Source organism: Nitrospiraceae bacterium (genome assembly GCA_035623075.1).
Taxonomy (GTDB): domain Bacteria; phylum Nitrospirota; class Nitrospiria; order Nitrospirales; family Nitrospiraceae; genus DASPUC01.
Genome location: DASPUC010000022.1, coordinates 22,014 through 38,727, shown reverse-complemented (window position 1 = coordinate 38,727; position 16,714 = coordinate 22,014). Strand labels below are relative to the sequence as shown.

Sequence of the window (16,714 nt, the reverse complement as noted above, 5' to 3'; positions counted from 1 at the left end):
GATCGCTGAGGGTTGGTAGCTATGAAGATTACCATCAATGGCAGAACGGTAATCGCGGAACCGGGTGACACCGTGTACCAAGCGGCGAAGAAGGCCGGGATCAAGATTCCCAGCCTCTGCGCATCCGATCATCTGGCCCCGTTCGGGTCCTGCCGTCTCTGCCTCTGTGAAATTCAAGGGCAATCCGGGACACCAGCTTCCTGTACGACGCCGGTCCGCGACGGCATGGTCGTCCGCACTGACACGGACCGGGTGAATCACCTGCGACGTAACGTGCTGGAACTGTATTTGTCCGAGCAACCCTCCGGGACAGAATGGCCGGAGGAGTTGCAGCGACTCGCGCTCGGCTTGGGCGCGAAGCGAGTTCGGTACCGGCGGCCATCCAGCCGGGTGACGTCCCGGGATGAGTCCAATCCATTTTTTGTTTTCGACAATGCCCTCTGTGTTTCCTGCGCCCGCTGTGTCCGGGCCTGTGACGAAATCCAGGGGACCCATGCCTTGACGATGTTCGCCCGAGGATTTGCGACGAGACCGATCGCCGGGGCCGGTCCCCGTAATGGGACTGCCGGAGGGTTTGCCGATTCGAATTGCGTCTCCTGCGGCGCCTGCGTGAAGGAATGTCCCACGGGCGCCCTCACGGAGAAAACGATTCTCGATCTTGGCTACCCGACGGCGACGGTGCGCACGACCTGCGCGTATTGCGGGGTCGGTTGTGCGTTCGACGCAGGAGTCCGGGACGGTCGCGTGGTCAGGATGATGCCAGCCGACGACGGGCCTTCCAATCACGGCCATGCCTGCATGAAGGGTCGATTCGGCTGGACCTACAATGACGCGCACGACCGGCTGAAGGTGCCGCTCTTACGTAGGGCAGACGGTTGGGAAGAAATCTCCTGGGACGCAGCGCTCGATCGCGTCGTACGGGAATTTACGCGTCTGAAGGAATCGCACGGAGCCGATGCCGTCGCCGCGATCTCATCCAGCCGCGGAACGAATGAAGAAAATTACCTCTTCGGTAAGTTCATCCGTTGCGTCATGGGGACCAACCACATCGACAACTGCGCACGGGTCTGCCATAGCGCCACCGTCACCGGGATGATGGAGACCTTGGGCGCCTCGGCCGCGACCAATTCCATCGAAGATCTCGATCAGGCCAAACTCATCCTGGTGGTCGGGGCCAATCCCACTGAATCCCATCCCGTGGTCGGAGCCAAGATCAAGCAGGCCCATCGTCGTGGGGTGCCGCTGATCGTCATCGATCCGCGACGGACGGAACTCGCCCGGCTCGCCGACCTTCATCTGCAGTTACGGCCCGGCACCAACGTCGCGTTGCTCAACGCGATCGGCTATGTGATCGCCAAAGAGAAGCTCTTTGACCACGCCTTCGTTGCGGCGAGGACTGAGGGATTCGAAGAGTGGCTCAAAACCGTCTCGGATTGTTCACCGGAACAGCTGGAACCCGTCACCGGCGTTCCGGCTCACCTCGTCTACCAGGTTGCGCGGCACTATGCCAAGAGTGGAGCATCGCTCTGCGTCCATGGCTTGGGCGTGACCGAACATCGGTGGGGAAGCCACGGGGTGATCGCGCTCTGCAACGTGGCTCTGGCTACCGGTAATGTTGGGAAGCCCGGCAGCGGCATTAATCCGTTGCGTGGTCAAAACAATGTGCAGGGTGCCTCCGATGTCGGATGCTTGCCGACCTACTTCGCGGGCTATCAGAGTTTGGACGATCCCGCTCTTGCGTCGCTTCATCAAACTGTCACGGGACGTCCGTTGCCGACGAAGCGGGGGATGAAGACGCCGGATATGTGGGATGCTGCGATCGCTGGACGGCTCAAGGGGCTCTGGATCATCGGCTACGATGTCGCGCAAACCGATCCTAACTCGAAGAAGGTCCAGCAAGCTTTGCGAAACCTGGAGTTTCTCGTCGTTCAGGATTTATTCATGAGCGAGACCACCAAGTTTGCGACCCTTATCCTTCCCGGCGCCTCGTTCTTGGAAAAAGACGGCACGTTCACGAATCTCGAACGTCGCATCCAGCGGATCAGAAAAGCCGTCGATCCTCCGAACGGAATTCTCCCGGATTGGCAGGTCGTCTGTGAAGTGGCGACACGCATGGGGTACCCGATGACGTATACCCATCCCTCCGAGATCATGGACGAGATCGCGAAGCTGACCCCCGTATTTGCGGGCGTGTCGTATGATCGATTGGAGTCGCATGCCGGTTTGCAGTGGCCGGTGCCGACCACGGTACACGCAGGGACAGCGCTCATGCATGGAGAAACCTTCCCAAAGGGGAAAGCCCGCTTCGTGCCTGTCGATTATTTGCCGCCTGGTGAGCAAGCGACCAAGGACTATCCGTTCGTCTTGACCACGGGACGGATTCTCCAACATTACAATTGCGGAGCCCAGACGCGCCGGACGGAAATCTTGAAAGTCGTCGATACTGACGTGTTGGAAATGCACCCAGCCGATATGGAGCGGTTGCATCTAGATGATGGTGCGATCGTTCGATTGGTGAGCGCCCGCGGGGAGGCGATACTTCCTGTCGCGAAGAGCGAGCGCGTGCTGCCCGGGCATGTCTTCACCAGCTTTCACTTCCCGGCCTCGACGGTCAACGAGCTGCTCTCATCGAGCGCGGACGAAAGCTCCAAGTGCCCCGAGTACAAAGTATCCGCTGTTCGCGTGGAACCGATTGAACAAGAAGAGCTCGACGCGGAGGATGAAGCGGAACTACGGCGCTTGCGCCGCCAACTGATCCTGTGAAAAAGGCGATTGGTCGTCATTCTTCAGCGTCAATCAAAAGGACAGAACCGGAACTGAAGACATAGACTGCTGCTTCTTAGTGAGGGAAATCGATGCCAGCCGCCAGGATCCCGCTTCTCTAGTGCCACCTTCCTATCTTGAACAAGCTCCAAGCGCGCGAATGGTGGTGCCGAGGGACAGAATCGAACTGTCGCTGCCAGCCTTTTCAGGGCGTCATGAAAATGAGCATAAACAACAAGTTAAAAGAAAAAGACAATGCAAAAAGTGACATTTCGTGTCTACTAGTTACAAGTGGTTACAGATCCAAGTGCCACGAGTGGCACCTCGACCAGGGGTTACCAGGGGTATGCCTCAGCCTTCTAGCCCTTTCTAATATTTCTACCGACTTCGAAAGCTAAGTGGAATAATGTCGATCCGGGAACTGGGATCGAACCAGCGACCTGGGGTTTACGAACTGTCTCGACCCTTCATGTATTTGTTTTCTTATCCTCAACGCTTTTATTACCGTACAAGGTTCATTCTTTCAGCGCTCGGATGAAAGGAGCAGCGCCATTCGCTCAAAAGGGCGATTTGCTAACTTCGGGTCACGATCTGATCGACACACGAAGGCTTTCGGCCGTCGGCACAGATGGTTGCACGCTAGCAGGGGGCCAGACTCGGTCTAGCCAGTAGAGTTGCAGGAAAACTCAGGCATCATCCCAGAACGGAAGTCCTGGTGGAGGTCCGTCACCTGGGCACATTCATGACTTACACTTGTCCAGCAGATGGCCCTGTGTTTTTTATTGCTCCACTTCGGTTTTAGTCGCGCCGCCGCTCTCGGAATGTCCGAGGAACACGACGCGCAGAGGAGGCACGACCACCAGTAACATAATCGAATCGAACAACAAGCCACCAACAACCACCGTTGCCAAGGGTCGTTGCACTTGGGCACCGATGCTGGTTGACATGGCGGCGGGGAGAAGCCCCAGGCAAGCCGACAGCGCCGTCATCAGCATAGGCCGCATTCGTTGGGAGGCAGCATGGAACATGCCGTCGATACTCGACAGGCCGCCCCGCTGCATGACCTCGTTGTAGTAGGTGAGCATCAAGATGCCATCCATTACCGAAATTCCGAACACCGAAATGAACCCAACGGCAGCGGAAACACTGAAAGGAAACCCTCTGGCCAGCAAAGCTAATGTTCCGCCAAAACCGGCAAAGGGAATGCCCACTAGTGCAATCAGGCTGTCTCGAACCGACCCGAATAGGGCATACAAAATGATCATGACCAGGGCGATGCTCACCGGAACGATCACCTCGAGCCGTTTCTTGGCCTGCTGCAGTTCGTGGAACTCCCCTGCCCACTCGAGCCGATAATTTTGTGGGAGCGTTATCGTCTGCGCAATCCGATCTTGTGCATCGGCTACCGTGCTCTCGAGGTCACGGCCGCGCACGCTAAACTTGATGGGAATGAATCGCTGATTTTTTTCGTGAAAGATATAAGACGCGCCCGTATCCAAGGATATCGTGGCAACGTCGCGCAAAGGAATGTAGGCATTGTCGCCCCTGCTCGTCTGAAACCCGACCTTGATGGCACGTACCTTATCCAGACTGTTACGGTATTCGGGAGCGAGGCGGACGATCAGGGCGAATCGGCGCTCGTTCTCCAGGACCGTTGTTGCCTGCGCGCCCCCGAGGGCTGCTTGGACGACGCTGTTCACATCCCCTGAATTGAGACCGTAGCGGTCCGCGGCCTCTCGGTCTATGACGATATTCAGGTTCGGCTGACCTCGTACCCGGTAGATGCCGAGATCGGTGACCCCACGGACTTGATCCATTTCATGCAGGACTTGTGTCGCAATCTTCTCCAGAGCGGCTAAATCCGGCCCAATGATTTTGACGGAGTTGGCGCCCTTGACCCCCGACAGCCCCTCTTCAATGTTGTCCTGAATGGCTTGCGAAAAGTTGAACATAATGCCCGTGAACTCGTTTTTAAACTCTTCCTGAATTTGCTGAATCAGCTTCTCTTTCGTCATCCCAGAGGGCCACTGATCCCTTGCCTTCAACGCTGCAAAGAATTCGGCGTTGTAAAATCCCGCAGCATCGCTCCCGTCGTCAGGCCGGCCATGCTGCGAGACGACTGTAATGACTTCTGGGTGGCTGAGGATTATCCGACGAATGCGGTCGACCACTGGCATTCCGGATTCCAACGAGATCGTTGGGGGCATTGTGGCACGAATCCAGAGGTTTCCCTCTTCGAGAGCGGGCAGGAACTCGCCGCCCAGAGGCGGCATCAGAATCCTCGAAGCCAAGACAGCGACGCCGATCGCCACCATGATGGCCCGGTGGGTCAACACCCAACGGAGGGTCGGAAGGTAGATGGCACGTAAGCCTCGCACGAGAATCGTTTCGGTACGCCGAACGTGCTCCGGAAGCAGGAATGTGGACAGGACCGGAGTGATCGTGAATCGACCGATCAGGGCGCCCACCAGGGCGTAACCATATGTCCTTGCCATCGGACCGAAGATCTGCCCTTCGACGCCCTGCATTGTGAACAGCGGCAGGAAGGCCACCAATGTAACCAATGTCGAATACAAGATCGCCTTGTCGATCTGCAAGGCGCTGCTATAGACCATCCGAAGCCGGCTCGTCCAGCCTGAGGCTTCCGGAGGGGGAGGGTACGTCTTCAGGAGACTGTTTTGGTCCTCCTCATTCATCTGGAGATTACGTACGAGGTTCTCGACAAAAATAACGGATGAGTCGACGACGATGCCGAAGTCGATGGCCCCAATTGACAGAAGGTTGGCCGACTCTCCCGTCAAATACAAAGCGATGATGGCAAAGAGCAAGTCGAAGGGGATATTGGCACCGACAATGATCGCACTGCGTAGATCGCCCAGAAAAAGCCACTGGATCAAGAAAACCAGTAGGCAGCCGAAAATGAGATTGTGCAAGACAGTGTGTGTGGTGACCGAAACAAGCGTAGCACGATCATAAAACGGGACTACATGGACTTCCGGGGGCAGCGTGCCGTCGCTATTGATCTTCTGGATTTCGGCCGCAACCCTGGCAACAACGTCATTGGTATGCTGCGTCCGATCCATGATCACAATCGCAGTGACCACGTCGTCCTCATCGTCGCGACCTGCCTTCCCCAACCTGGGCAGATTGCCCACTGAAACCTTCGCCACATCCTTTACCAGAATCGGGATGCCGCCCTCTTTGGCGCTGAGAGCGATGTTCTCGATATCCTCCACCTTGTTAATCAGGCCGACGCCCCGGACATTGACTGCCTGCTGGCCAACGTTAAGGGTTCGGCCACCGACATTAATATTAGCGTTGCCGACAGTGGTCAGAATTTGCGGGAGGGTAATGTTGAATTCGTCAAGCTTGTGGAGATCGACCTCGACATCGTAGGTCTTTGTCGTCCCACCCCATGTCACCACCTGGACCACGCCAGGAACTGTCAGCAGTCGACGCTGGAGAACCCAGTCCTGTAGTGTGCGCAAGTTGGTCAATCCGAAGCGTGGGGGGCCCACTAGTTGGTAGCGAACGATTTCACCCACCAAGCTGGAACCTTGGATGAGTGGGGATACCCCGTTCGGCAAATTGACATACTGTTGCAGGGCAATGGCGGTCTGTGTTTTGGCCCAGTAATATTCGATACCGTATCGAAATGTGACGCGGACGAACGACAGCCCGTAGAACGAGGTCGAGCGAATGACCTCAACCCCCGGGACAACAGCGAGGCCCACCTCCATAGGAATCGTGTAATACCGCTCCATCTCCTCCGCAGACAGACCTGGAGCCTGGGCCGTTATTTCGAGGATGACAGGAGCCGGGTTTGGATAGGCCTCGACATTGATCTTGTAGAATGCGACAAGACCGCTGCAAAGGAGCAGGCCTAGGCCGATTAGAACAATCGGGCGGCGGGACAGACAGAACGTAAGGATGACCCTTAGCACGGAATACCTCTTGGGATATTCATCCCCTTCGTCTGCAGAAAAGGATCTATCGGGACATCTCCGTCAGTGCATTGCTTAGGAAGAGTGCCCTCTCGGTGGCCACCAGTTCTCCCGGTTGCAACCCCTCAACAATCTGGTCGTACTCGTCCTGCTGAAGCCCTATCTTGACCGTCCGTTTGACCAAGTGCTTTCGGTCGGTGGTGACCCATACCGTCATGGACCCATCGCCTTCACGGACGACGCCGTTGATCGGTACCGCCGGAGACCGGACTATCGAGCCTATTCGGATCGCAAAGGTCGCGAACATTCCCGGACGTAATTCATGCTTAGGATCTTGGACTTCCGAGCGCACCAACAGCCGGTGCGTGACCGGATCAACGGATTCTCCAATTCTGACGACTTTCCCCCGAAACACCCGTCCCGGATACGCCTTCACCGATACATCAACTTCTTCACCCAACCGGAGAGTTGGAAAGTCAGTCTCGGCAACTTTTGCCATCATCCACATGGTCGAGACATCGGCCAGCGTGTAGGGCGCTACCGAACTGCCTGGCTGAACCAATAGACCAGGGGCGGCATTTCGCGCAGTCACGCGTCCTGTGATGGGATTGCGCACGACGAGGACCGGATCGACCTTGCGTTGGGCGACCATGCGATCCATATCCTTCTCCGTCTTGCCAAAGATGCGGACGGCATTGCGCGCTGCTTTGTAGGCTCCTTCCGCAGCCTCCTGATCAGAGATAGCCTGCTCAAGCTCTTTCTGCGAAAGCGCCTTCAACTGTCTAAGTTCCTTGTTACGCTTGAGAACGCGCGTCGTCAGAAAAAGGGTACCGGCAGCAGAAATGAGTGCTGATTCTGCTTGGACGAGATCAGGGCTCTCAATCGTGTAGAGTGGCTCTCCTTTCTTTACTTCGTCGCCGACTGTGGCAAAAAGAGCGATAGTCTTTCCCGAAACAGGGGGAAAGACCTGCACCAACATCTCTTGGTTGAAATCGATATTGCCAACCGCCTCGCGTTGGATCGTGAAGTCATGCTCTTCGACAGGCATGATCTTGAACTGCTCGAATTCCGAAGCGGATAACTCCACGGTTTGGGCACTCAAGACATCGGCCGAAGGGCGTCGCGGGACCTCGTAGGCGGATTGCGCAGTGCCCGCCGCTTTGTCAGAGGAAGGAGCCTGGCCTTGTTTGACCGGTTCGCCAGATGGCTCAATGAAAAACCACCACACAGCAATGATAAGTCCCACTGCTATAATTCCGGCGCCAACGACCACACTTTTCTTGTTAAAACCCATCCCTTGCCCTCAACGTCGGTCCTCTTCCGAGACACCTTGTAAAGAGAATTCCGCTCGCCGTGGGTGGCAGAGAGATACTGCACCTTATACCGCTTACCTCTAGGGGGCTCACGGCGCTGAAGGCTAGAACTTGCACATGCGAACGCGGACTCAATGCCTTAGCCTAAACATATAGTGCCAAACGGACGTTATATCCTCGTTGGTGGACCTAGTCGGGATTCTTACTTCCTCCTTGGCTGCGATTTCCCTTCCGTTCGAAGAACGGAAAGGTAGGCAAGGACATCGTAAATTTCTGCGTCCTTAAGAAATTGATGGGGAAACATAGCAGTACCGCGATGCCCGTTCTGGATGGTGTCAAAGCGCTCCTGATCGTTTTTCGACTTCAATGCGGCAGGATTTCGAAGGTCTGCCGGAGGCGGATCGAGGTGATCGATCACCCGGCGCATCTCTTCGTTCATATTTGGCCGCCGGTCGATGTACCCATCAGATCCATGGCATTGGTAGCAGAATCCTTTTCCGTTATAGATCTTGCGCCCTTCCTCGATATTTCCTGTGTTCTTGTCCGTCGAGAGAGAGGGAGAAGATGCTGGCCCCGCATGCGCAGAGTCGACGAATGAAAGCCCGACGAATGGACTGCCGATCAGGAACGTTCCCGCTAGGAGCATATCCAGCATGTAACTTAGCAAGGCAGTCATCGCGATTTTCACCCCCCGTCTATTCCTAACTCGTCGTACAACTCCATTCTAATAGGACTCACACCCGGCAGGCCATCGACCCTCTGAGAAGACCTAGGGTTTCGCCTTCACAGGAGGAGCTGCACTGCGGATGTAGGCGATCAGATCTCGTACCTGCTCGTCACTCAGGGTATCCTCCCAGTTGTGCATCCCGAGGAACTTCTTGCCTTCCTTGATGGTTTTCTCCAATTCGCCATTGTCTTTCAGGCGGGAGAGGTACGTGTGGAAGTTGGTAGGGGGAACGCGGAGGGTGACCGCATCTGGTCCTTTTCCATCCAGAGCCGGTCCGTGGCAGCGGAGACAGTTCCGTTGGTAAAGTCGCTCCCCTTTATCTATAGGGCTCAGCTGCGTCTGGGCTAATACCAGAGAGCTCATGAGCACGAACGCCAACATGACGCCACCGAACATTTTCATCGCCATGAGCCCCTCCCTTCAACGCGTATTCTCCGCAAGACTCTCGCCGGGAGACGAGAATGATTCTGAAACCAGTTGTGCTGTCCTTGAATGAATGCAGTGGGCGCGGATTTCATGCTTGGTTGAGTCCGAAGCGAGTAGAACCGTCTCGGATGCCTACCCGAACCCATCCTCAGATGCCGACGAGGATCCGATGGGCACTGATGGCTTTCATCGTTCGCACAACATCCTCGAACGAAATACCCGGGATCTTTCCCCCTTTCGCCTCCCCAGCCAGGAGGACGAAATCGTTCATGGCGACCATGCCCTGAAGCACTCCGTCTTCATCAACGACAGGCAGTCGTCGCACTCGTTCCCGTTTCATTATGTCCATGGCCATGTGGACGTCATCCTCCATCCGGCAGGTGAAGGCTTTGCCGGACACGGTTTCCCAGACGGTGATGTCCGATGGTGCTTTATTCTTCGTCGCAGCAGCCATGCAGATATCGCGATCGGTGATCATACCCACTGCCTGGCCGTGGATGTTGAGGACGGGCAGAGCACCGCAGTCACTGTCCCACATCATTTTGGCAGCGGCCGCAAGATTGGTATCGGGGCTGCACCCTTGCACATCGCTGGTCATGATCTCCTGGACTTTCATGGTACCCCTCCCTGGTTTGATCGGTTCGGTCTTGTTACGGCCCGGTCACGCTGAACGATTTGGGGTCGACCTTACGGCGACCCCGGCGGCGAGAACCGCTTCTACGTGACGCGCCGCGCTTTCATCGAGGCATCCTCTCCTTGTGCTGCGTGCGCTCATCCTTCTACGGTTCACGGAAGAAACTCAGATAAGTACACGGGCAAGAAGGAGGCCACGCGACGTCAAGACGGGGAACACCACAACTCGTTGAAAACTTCAACCATTGGACTGCCAAGGTGGGTCCAGGATCGAATGCTTTTGAGGAAATCCGCTACAAGAGGTGCCCCGCCGATGTGGCAAAAGGTCGCGGTGGTTCCCGGATCATGGAGTCGATCCGATACCCCTCCCATATGGTTCTATGCTCTCCGGAAATCCGATCTCATCGAGTTCTTTCTGGAAAAGCGTTTTCGGTCGACTTTGAGGAACGGCCGGGCCTCAGTCGGCATCCCACTTGCTCAGTGAACTCCAAAGCGACGGTTTAACCTTCACATGGTACCGTGGGCTACGTGACCAACGTTGTCAGAACTGCTATGGCGAAACAGATTCACCGACCGATCTTTACCGTGCAAAAACATCAGGCGTCCCATCTCCATTATGATTTCCGATTAGAAATCGGCGGAGTCCTAAAATCCTGGGCGATCCCCAAAGGGCCGACGCTTGATCCGCGCGTGAAGCGGTTGGCGGTCGAAGTTGAAGATCACGACCTGACATACGCCGATTTCGAAGGGGTGATTGAGGAAGGCCAGTATGGGGCGGGGCCGGTTCTTGTATGGGACACAGGTTGGTATGAACCAACACGAGGGCAAGGGTCGGTTGCAAAGATGTGGGAAGTGGGCGCGTTAGATCTTATCCTGCATGGCCGTCGACTACGCGGGCGTTTTGCTCTCGTCAAGATGAAAGGGCGCTCGCGGCAATGGCTTTTGATCAAACAGCAGGATGAAGAGGCTCGCCCTGATCGCGAGATGAAGGAAGAGTGGGATACGTCGGTCTTGACCGGCCGCACGATCGACGATCTCCAACGTGCAGCTCAGGCCGGGCAGCTCAAGGCATATCGCTGTGGAACATGATGTCGCAAGATGAGACGGTTCGCGAAGCTCCAGTAGGCCGAAGAGCGATGATGAGTTGGAATGTACTGGCCGCGGCAAAGGATCACGAGCAGGGGCGTCTGGCCAGGAGGCTCAAGCGGTTGGGTGACTTCCGGTGGTCTCCTTATCTCGGGGTATTGATGGGACGGGTCGAGGACCATCAGGCATTCTTTGATCAGCTGCGCCGCAGCGAGGAAACTGAACCGGGATTTCTCCTACCGCTGGCCAGAGTTGTTCCGCTCGATAAGACCGTCACGATCGATGCGGCCTCATTCGTTCCCACACTCAGGGCGGAGGTGCTGAACTATGCCGACCAGATCGGCAGCGGGTCTTTTTATGTGCGAGTCGAACGGAGGGGCCACAAGGGCGAGATCCATGGCCAGCAACTCGAGCAAGAACTCGACCATGCACTCATAGAGTCGTTGACACAAAGAGGATTCAGGCCTCGTGTCGACTTCAAGAACCCCGACGTGATTATTGCGATCGAGACCGTCGGCGACGAGTGTGGAATCGGTATCATCACCAAGTCACTGCGTGAACAATATCCATTCGTCAAGGTCCCGTAAGTCGGCGTAAGGTCGGGAAGAAAGGAGGAGGAATGACAGTGTCTCGTCATTTAGAAGAGGCTGCGCAACGGCTGAAGGAGGCCAGGTTGCGGATCGATCAGGTTCGCGAAAAGCCGGCCACGTGTGAGAACCAGAAGGTGTGGCTGGAAGCCCTCACGGGCTACTGTCAGGCCCTCGGCGATATTCAAACCTACAATAATGAGTCGATTCACGAGAAGCTGCATGAGTTGGCGGCGAAAATGGGGTTGAGGAAGTTTCCGGCCTCGACCTAGATTTCAAAGACAGGGCCAATCTCATATGAGTGGCTGCGAAAAAACGTTTCGATCCGGTTGACGGTCAGGCTCCCGTTGGAATGGGATCGAGGGACTGACAAAAGGAGGATGTCGTGACTTTTCCAGACGCCTTGCGATTACTCGAGCTGTTTCATCAACGGGATTATGCTCAAGCCAGGCCACATCTGTATTTCAAGTCCTTGAAGTCGGATAGTTGGGTCAGGCCAAAGGGGGTGAGAGTCCTCCCCTCGAATCTCGAACTTGCCATTTTGGATATGGAAAAAGAGCAGTGGGAAACGATCCCGTTCAGAGATGTGTGCTTTGGGCTCTGGTAGCGCTCAGCACCCGCTGAATCACACGTCTTGTTCCGTCCGACCCATGGCAGAGTCAGCTGATGGATGTGGGTCTCGATCGTCGCTGCGTGCTCGGTAATTTGGAATGACCACGACGTTGCAGGGGAATGAGAAAATACTCTGGCAGGCCTATGCCTCCTGGAACCAGTTTGCCTGGCTCTATCTGATCAGCTTGATCACGGCTCTGCGTGGAGCGATCCTTAAAATGTTCGGCGTTCCCGGCTGGGAGGCGTGGTTCATCGGAGCGGTCGCATTGGTTGTCTGTTCGATTGTTCTGCGGTACTGGGTACGATATGCCATTACTTCACGCCGCGTCGTGATCACCAACGTGTTCACAGGCCAGGAGATTCAGGCGATCGCTCTTGAAGACATTGGTGACATCTCCGTTCAGCAGAGATTGATCGCACGGTTCTTGGGCATCGGGACGCTCGTGCTTCGTTCCGTTAGAGGAGGCCAGGTCATGCTGCTCCGTGGTATCCAGGAACCGGAGACGGCTCAGAGTCAGCTCCAGGCCGTCAGACTCGGGGAGCGTCTTTTGCGACCCGAGCAGGCGGGATAATGACTTCCATTCGTTTGGTCAAATTGTGAACTAAGATGCGCATTGCATTGACAGGAGATGTCATGCTCGGGCGGCTGGTGAATCAATATGTGATCCAGAACCGGTCCGTGCGTCCCCAGGCCCTGTGGGGCGATGTTCTGCCGGTCATGCTCGCGGCCGACTGTCGACTGATCAATCTGGAATGCGTCATCAGCGATCAGGGAGTGGAGTGGCATCCAACCACGAAAGAATTTCACTTTCGCGCCGGCTCCCGTGCCGTGGATTTTCTTCAAGCAGCCAAGATCGATGGCGTCACGCTGGCAAATAATCACGTGTTGGATTTTGGTACTGACGCACTCGTGGATTGCCTCAAGTTGCTGGACCGGACAGGCATTAAGCGAACAGGCGCCGGTGCGACATTGGAGGAAGCGTGCGTTCCCGCCTCGTTCAGGTTGCCGGATGCGCGTGTGGCCGTCGTCGCCTTGACGGACAATGAGCCGGAGTGGGAAGCGACCATGACGAAGCCTGGTATCAACTATGTCACCTACAGCGAGCGCGGGCTGGCGGAACCGCACCGGTCGCGACTGGCGCAGATCATTTCCTCAACGCGGCGGCAGTCCGATCTGGTGATCGTCAGTGCCCATGTGGGTCCCAATTGGGGAGCGCCCTCACGAGCGATGCAAGCTTTGGCTCATGATCTTATCGAAATGGGAGCGGACCTCTACTGGGGGCATTCCAACCATACCCCTCAGGGGATTGAACTCTACAAGGGGAAAACCATCCTCTACGCGACGGGCGATTTTATCGACGACTATATGGTTGACAGGGATGAGCGTAACGATCTGTCGTTCTTGTTTGTGCTGGAACGGGAGATGAACGGAATGACGCGGATCAGACTCTACCCCACCCGCATCGAGGATTTCGGAGTTCGTCTGGCTAATGAGCAGGAGTGGCAGTTCCTTAAGCGAACCATGCAGGCCAAGTGCAGGGCTTTTGGAACGATGATCGAGACCGCTGAACAAATAGGCACGATCAACGTGCAGTAACCTCCGTCGTCCTTTCACGCCAGGTACGCCGCGACAATTCCCGAGAGCACGATGCCGTCGAAGGTACCGGCGCCGCCGATGCTCGCGATGCCAGTGGCGATCTTGGAGACGTCGCGGAGGTGCAGAAGATCGGCTCCGATCAGCGGCCCCAGCACGCCGGCCACGAAGGCCACGGGAGGGGCTTGATCGGGAGCCAACAGCAGGGCGCTCATCACGGCAACGAGCGGAGGAAAGAGACCAGGCATCGCGATACCAATGCCCTCTATGGGCTGGGCCAACCGGTAACAGACCAGTGTGTTCACGAGAATGGCAAGAACCAATCCGACGAGGCTATGCCAGTTTTCGATCATGAGGTGGGCTGTCTCGTAAAAGGCCAAGCCGACCGGGATAAGGCAGCCGCCGACGTTGACGGCAATGATCGTTTCCCGTCGAACACGTCGGAACTGTGGCCACCATCCAGAGATGCCGAAGAGGGCGAGCGGGTCCTCCACGACGTCCTCGTTCCGTGCGATGCGTCTGACGGGAATGTTGATACTGCTTCCAACCAGGATACCCAGAATCACCCACAGGGCTGCGCGGGGGGGTCAGGCGCAGTTTCATGAGGGCGGTGGAGAAGAGCTCTCCGAACACGAAGGGCAGGAGTGCAAGCAACAGCAGGAACAATAGGAGCGGGAGACAACCGAGAGTTCTCATGGGCGGTTTTCCTTCTTGGCCCGCTCCGCCAGCAGGTCTGCCTGTCGCGTCGGTTCAGGAATTCGGTAGCCTCTCCCGCAGGCCAGGGTGAGGCGAACGGCTTCAGCGAGACTGATTTTATGGCCGACCGACACAAAGACCGGCTTGACTCGATCGCGCGTCCGAACGACTGCGCCCATTACTTTGCCCTGGGGATCATACAGCATGGAGGTGGCTCCGCGGGCTAGGCCTGGCTCGCGAAACTCGCCGGTGAGTTTGGATTTGGCACATCCGATGACCGGTCGGTCCACAGAGATGCCGATATGGCAGGCGATCCCTGCTGATCGAGGATGTGAGAGGCCGTGCCCATCGATAAAGATGACGTCGGGATCGTGCCGGAGTCGGGCGAATGCGTGGAGCAGGGCGGGAGATTCACGAAACGATAGCAGGCCGGGGATGTAGGGAAACGTGCAGCGGTCGCGGTGGATCACCGTCTCGACCCGTTCCAAATCGGGAAACGACAGCACAACCACCGCGGCGAACACCAGCCGGCTTTCAAGATCGAACGCCGCGTCGGCTCCGGCGACCAGCGCCGGACGAGGCACTCGCCCGCGCGACAAGACCTTTCGTCGAAGCTGTTCTTGAATCTGCACAGCCTCCTGCGGCGTCACGTTCCATGGGTGGAACAGAGAGACGTTCATCGATCGGTGCCCCTCTCTCCTTTCTTGATGAGAGCGAGCCGGCCGGTCAACGCTTCCCAGTGAGTCCCCGGCCAGTAGACGCGGCCGCAGGAGTCGCATTGCAGGAACTCGTGGTAATGCCGTGCGACGAAGGGTGGAACCAGAGCCGACGCCTCTTCAGCGGAAATGGGATGGAGCGCGGCGTTACAGTCGGCGCAGCGGAACTGTCCGTGTTCGGCAAGATCAAGGTGAAGGGACAGTTGATCATGGAGCTGACGGAGTTGGTCGTCGATGTGGCCGCTCGCGATCAAGGTATGACGACCACGGAGCACTTTGCGTTGTGCCAGGTATCCGTCGCGGGTGAGGAGCCACCGATTCTCCCCGAGCACACGCTCGATCAACACCTCGTCCGGGATGATCTTTTCATATGCCGTGTCATAACCGAGGATGCGGAGCCACCGCGCGAGGCGACCGAGCATCGCATCGGCCATGAACCGCGTCGGCGGCTGACTGGATGGGTGAAGAGAATCCATATGGAGAGGAGTCTTGTTAACTGGTTTTGCGATCACGATTCGGCCAGAATTCAACTCCGTCGATGGTCATTCGTCGACCGTCGATCCTCACGCGCGCGCCAAGAAATAAATCAGCCAGCCAGGCGCCCGTCAATACATGATCCGTCACGGCTGGGATGATAAACCGACTCTCGCCTCCCGCCAGCGCGGCAAAGGGAATGATCTGATCCGCGGCGAACCGGTCCAGTGTCGCACCGGACTCGAGATCCTGGAGGAGTTGGCGGGCGACGTGCTTGCCGATCGACTCCGCCCTTCTTCGTAAAGCGCCAGCCTGGTCCGCGCCAAGTCGCACTGCTTCCCCTTGATTGGCGAACAGCGCGAGCGCCGCGCCGGGCTGCAGCGACTCGGTATCGTTGCGGACTTCGATTTCAGCCCGATAACCGGCCTTGACGAGCACGTCTCGCGCCGCGTCTGCCATACGCCGGCTCACTTGCCGTTCCTCAAGATGAGAGGAGAGAGCGATCCCCCATATTCGTGTCACTGGTCCCGCCTGTTCCTTCACGATCGCTCGAAAAGGTTCCGTGAGTGGGTTCACCGCGAGTCGGAGGATGCCGTCGCCGCGGGGCACGTAGCCGGGACGTGCGATCTCGATCTCTACCCGGAGATCCATCGCGTGCAGGATTGGAAGGAGGATATGCTGGAGATGAAAGGCAGACGGGGCAAAGTCCTGGAAGAGACCGCCCCGCAATTCGACTGTGACATCTGACCCTGCGAAGGCGAGGACCGGCATGATCCCGAGGCCCAACATGGTGGTCGAACCGGCGGAGCCGATGTCCCAGTTATAATGTCGCCCCGCCTTGAGGAGGCCGGGACGAAACGTGAATTCCTGCGAGCCTTGCGCCAGTCCCTCGGCGCGTCCCGTGACGAGCTCGGCTATCGCTTCAATGACGCGAATGTGCTGCGGACGCAAGCCGGGCTTGTCCCGCTTGGCTCGGGCATTGATTACGCGGATGGACTGGCCCGTCAGGGCGGAAAAGGCGACCGCCTGTCTTACGATCGTTCCGCTTCCTGAATAGCGCGAGCCGTCAATCGTCAGCATAAAAGGAAATGTCCTGTGGGAGCTGACTCACACACGAAGGATTTGATTGGTATAATGCACGGG

16 protein-coding genes are annotated in these 16,714 nt (G+C 57.0%); 7 read left to right on the top strand and 9 right to left on the bottom strand.

What is annotated here, in order from left to right:
* Positions 1 to 21 precede the first annotated feature (21 nt).
* Positions 22 to 2,763 (top strand): formate dehydrogenase subunit alpha, encoded by a 2,742-nt coding sequence (gene fdhF, locus VEI50_04955; protein ID HXX74452.1) that lies wholly within the window; start codon positions 22 to 24, stop codon positions 2,761 to 2,763.
* 779 nt (positions 2,764 to 3,542) lie between these two features.
* Here fdhF and VEI50_04950 read toward each other — a convergent pair.
* The 5 genes from VEI50_04950 to VEI50_04930 form a co-directional block, all read right to left on the bottom strand.
* On the bottom strand, positions 3,543 to 6,707 hold the full coding sequence (locus VEI50_04950; GenBank protein HXX74451.1) for a CusA/CzcA family heavy metal efflux RND transporter: 3,165 nt from the start codon (positions 6,705 to 6,707) through the stop codon (positions 3,543 to 3,545).
* A gap of 46 nt (positions 6,708 to 6,753) precedes the next feature.
* Positions 6,754 to 8,001: an efflux RND transporter periplasmic adaptor subunit gene (locus VEI50_04945; GenBank protein HXX74450.1), complete on the bottom strand. Its 1,248-nt coding sequence runs from the start codon at positions 7,999 to 8,001 to the stop codon at positions 6,754 to 6,756.
* A 221-nt stretch (positions 8,002 to 8,222) separates the two neighbouring features.
* Complete coding sequence (locus VEI50_04940; GenBank protein ID HXX74449.1) at positions 8,223 to 8,708, bottom strand: cytochrome c; 486 nt, start codon at positions 8,706 to 8,708, stop codon at positions 8,223 to 8,225.
* A gap of 81 nt (positions 8,709 to 8,789) precedes the next feature.
* Positions 8,790 to 9,155 carry a cytochrome c gene (locus tag VEI50_04935; GenBank protein ID HXX74448.1) on the bottom strand — a complete coding sequence of 122 codons (366 nt, stop codon included), beginning with the start codon at positions 9,153 to 9,155 and terminating at the stop codon, positions 8,790 to 8,792.
* Between the two features lie 166 nt (positions 9,156 to 9,321).
* Complete coding sequence (locus VEI50_04930; GenBank protein ID HXX74447.1) at positions 9,322 to 9,789, bottom strand: CBS domain-containing protein; 468 nt, start codon at positions 9,787 to 9,789, stop codon at positions 9,322 to 9,324.
* Between the two features lie 545 nt (positions 9,790 to 10,334).
* Here VEI50_04930 and VEI50_04925 point away from each other — a divergent pair.
* The 6 genes from VEI50_04925 (at position 10,335) to VEI50_04900 (ending at position 13,688) form a co-directional block, all read left to right on the top strand.
* The gene (locus tag VEI50_04925; protein ID HXX74446.1) at positions 10,335 to 10,895 is read left to right on the top strand and encodes a DNA polymerase ligase N-terminal domain-containing protein; all 561 of its coding nucleotides are present in this window, start codon (positions 10,335 to 10,337) and stop codon (positions 10,893 to 10,895) included.
* Positions 10,892 to 11,479 carry a THUMP domain-containing protein gene (locus tag VEI50_04920; protein ID HXX74445.1) on the top strand — a complete coding sequence of 196 codons (588 nt, stop codon included), beginning with the start codon at positions 10,892 to 10,894 and terminating at the stop codon, positions 11,477 to 11,479. The genes VEI50_04925 and VEI50_04920 overlap by 4 nt, the downstream gene beginning before the upstream one ends.
* A 32-nt stretch (positions 11,480 to 11,511) precedes the next feature.
* On the top strand, positions 11,512 to 11,751 hold the full coding sequence (locus VEI50_04915) for a hypothetical protein (protein HXX74444.1): 240 nt from the start codon (positions 11,512 to 11,514) through the stop codon (positions 11,749 to 11,751).
* Positions 11,752 to 11,864: 113 nt separating this feature from the next.
* Positions 11,865 to 12,086 carry a hypothetical protein gene (locus VEI50_04910; GenBank protein ID HXX74443.1) on the top strand — a complete coding sequence of 74 codons (222 nt, stop codon included), beginning with the start codon at positions 11,865 to 11,867 and terminating at the stop codon, positions 12,084 to 12,086.
* Between the two features lie 103 nt (positions 12,087 to 12,189).
* Positions 12,190 to 12,663 carry a PH domain-containing protein gene (locus VEI50_04905; protein HXX74442.1) on the top strand — a complete coding sequence of 158 codons (474 nt, stop codon included), beginning with the start codon at positions 12,190 to 12,192 and terminating at the stop codon, positions 12,661 to 12,663.
* A 35-nt stretch (positions 12,664 to 12,698) separates the two neighbouring features.
* Positions 12,699 to 13,688, top strand: coding sequence for a CapA family protein (locus tag VEI50_04900; protein ID HXX74441.1), 990 nt, complete (start codon positions 12,699 to 12,701; stop codon positions 13,686 to 13,688).
* A 14-nt stretch (positions 13,689 to 13,702) separates the two neighbouring features.
* Here the strand turns inward: VEI50_04900 and VEI50_04895 are convergent, their stop codons facing one another.
* The 4 genes from VEI50_04895 to rtcA all read right to left on the bottom strand — a co-directional run bounded on the left by VEI50_04895 (position 13,703) and on the right by rtcA (position 16,651).
* The gene (locus tag VEI50_04895; GenBank protein ID HXX74440.1) at positions 13,703 to 14,251 is read right to left on the bottom strand and encodes a DUF1614 domain-containing protein; all 549 of its coding nucleotides are present in this window, start codon (positions 14,249 to 14,251) and stop codon (positions 13,703 to 13,705) included.
* A 126-nt stretch (positions 14,252 to 14,377) separates the two neighbouring features.
* The gene (gene nfi, locus VEI50_04890; protein HXX74439.1) at positions 14,378 to 15,061 is read right to left on the bottom strand and encodes a deoxyribonuclease V; all 684 of its coding nucleotides are present in this window, start codon (positions 15,059 to 15,061) and stop codon (positions 14,378 to 14,380) included.
* A complete protein-coding gene (locus VEI50_04885; protein ID HXX74438.1) occupies positions 15,058 to 15,573 on the bottom strand; it encodes a Mut7-C RNAse domain-containing protein in 516 nt (171 codons plus the stop codon). Before VEI50_04885 ends, nfi begins: the two co-directional genes overlap by 4 nt.
* Before the next feature lie 16 nt (positions 15,574 to 15,589).
* The gene (rtcA, locus tag VEI50_04880) at positions 15,590 to 16,651 is read right to left on the bottom strand and encodes an RNA 3'-terminal phosphate cyclase (GenBank protein HXX74437.1); all 1,062 of its coding nucleotides are present in this window, start codon (positions 16,649 to 16,651) and stop codon (positions 15,590 to 15,592) included.
* Positions 16,652 to 16,714: the final 63 nt, after the last annotated feature.

Excerpts from the sequence above, each read along its gene's own strand:
- fdhF (HXX74452.1), top strand. The coding sequence starts at position 22 with ATGAAGATTACCATCAATGGCAGAACGGTAATCGCGGAACCGGGTGAC.
- VEI50_04945 (HXX74450.1), bottom strand. The coding sequence starts at position 8,001 with ATGGGTTTTAACAAGAAAAGTGTGGTCGTTGGCGCCGGAATTATAGCA.
- VEI50_04935 (HXX74448.1), bottom strand. The coding sequence starts at position 9,155 with ATGGCGATGAAAATGTTCGGTGGCGTCATGTTGGCGTTCGTGCTCATG.
- VEI50_04930 (HXX74447.1), bottom strand. The coding sequence starts at position 9,789 with ATGAAAGTCCAGGAGATCATGACCAGCGATGTGCAAGGGTGCAGCCCC.
- VEI50_04920 (HXX74445.1), top strand. The coding sequence starts at position 10,892 with ATGATGTCGCAAGATGAGACGGTTCGCGAAGCTCCAGTAGGCCGAAGA.
- VEI50_04915 (HXX74444.1), top strand. The coding sequence starts at position 11,512 with ATGACAGTGTCTCGTCATTTAGAAGAGGCTGCGCAACGGCTGAAGGAG.
- VEI50_04905 (HXX74442.1), top strand. The coding sequence starts at position 12,190 with ATGACCACGACGTTGCAGGGGAATGAGAAAATACTCTGGCAGGCCTAT.
- VEI50_04900 (HXX74441.1), top strand. The coding sequence starts at position 12,699 with ATGCGCATTGCATTGACAGGAGATGTCATGCTCGGGCGGCTGGTGAAT.
- nfi (HXX74439.1), bottom strand. The coding sequence starts at position 15,061 with ATGAACGTCTCTCTGTTCCACCCATGGAACGTGACGCCGCAGGAGGCT.
- VEI50_04885 (HXX74438.1), bottom strand. The coding sequence starts at position 15,573 with ATGGATTCTCTTCACCCATCCAGTCAGCCGCCGACGCGGTTCATGGCC.
- rtcA (HXX74437.1), bottom strand. The coding sequence starts at position 16,651 with ATGCTGACGATTGACGGCTCGCGCTATTCAGGAAGCGGAACGATCGTA.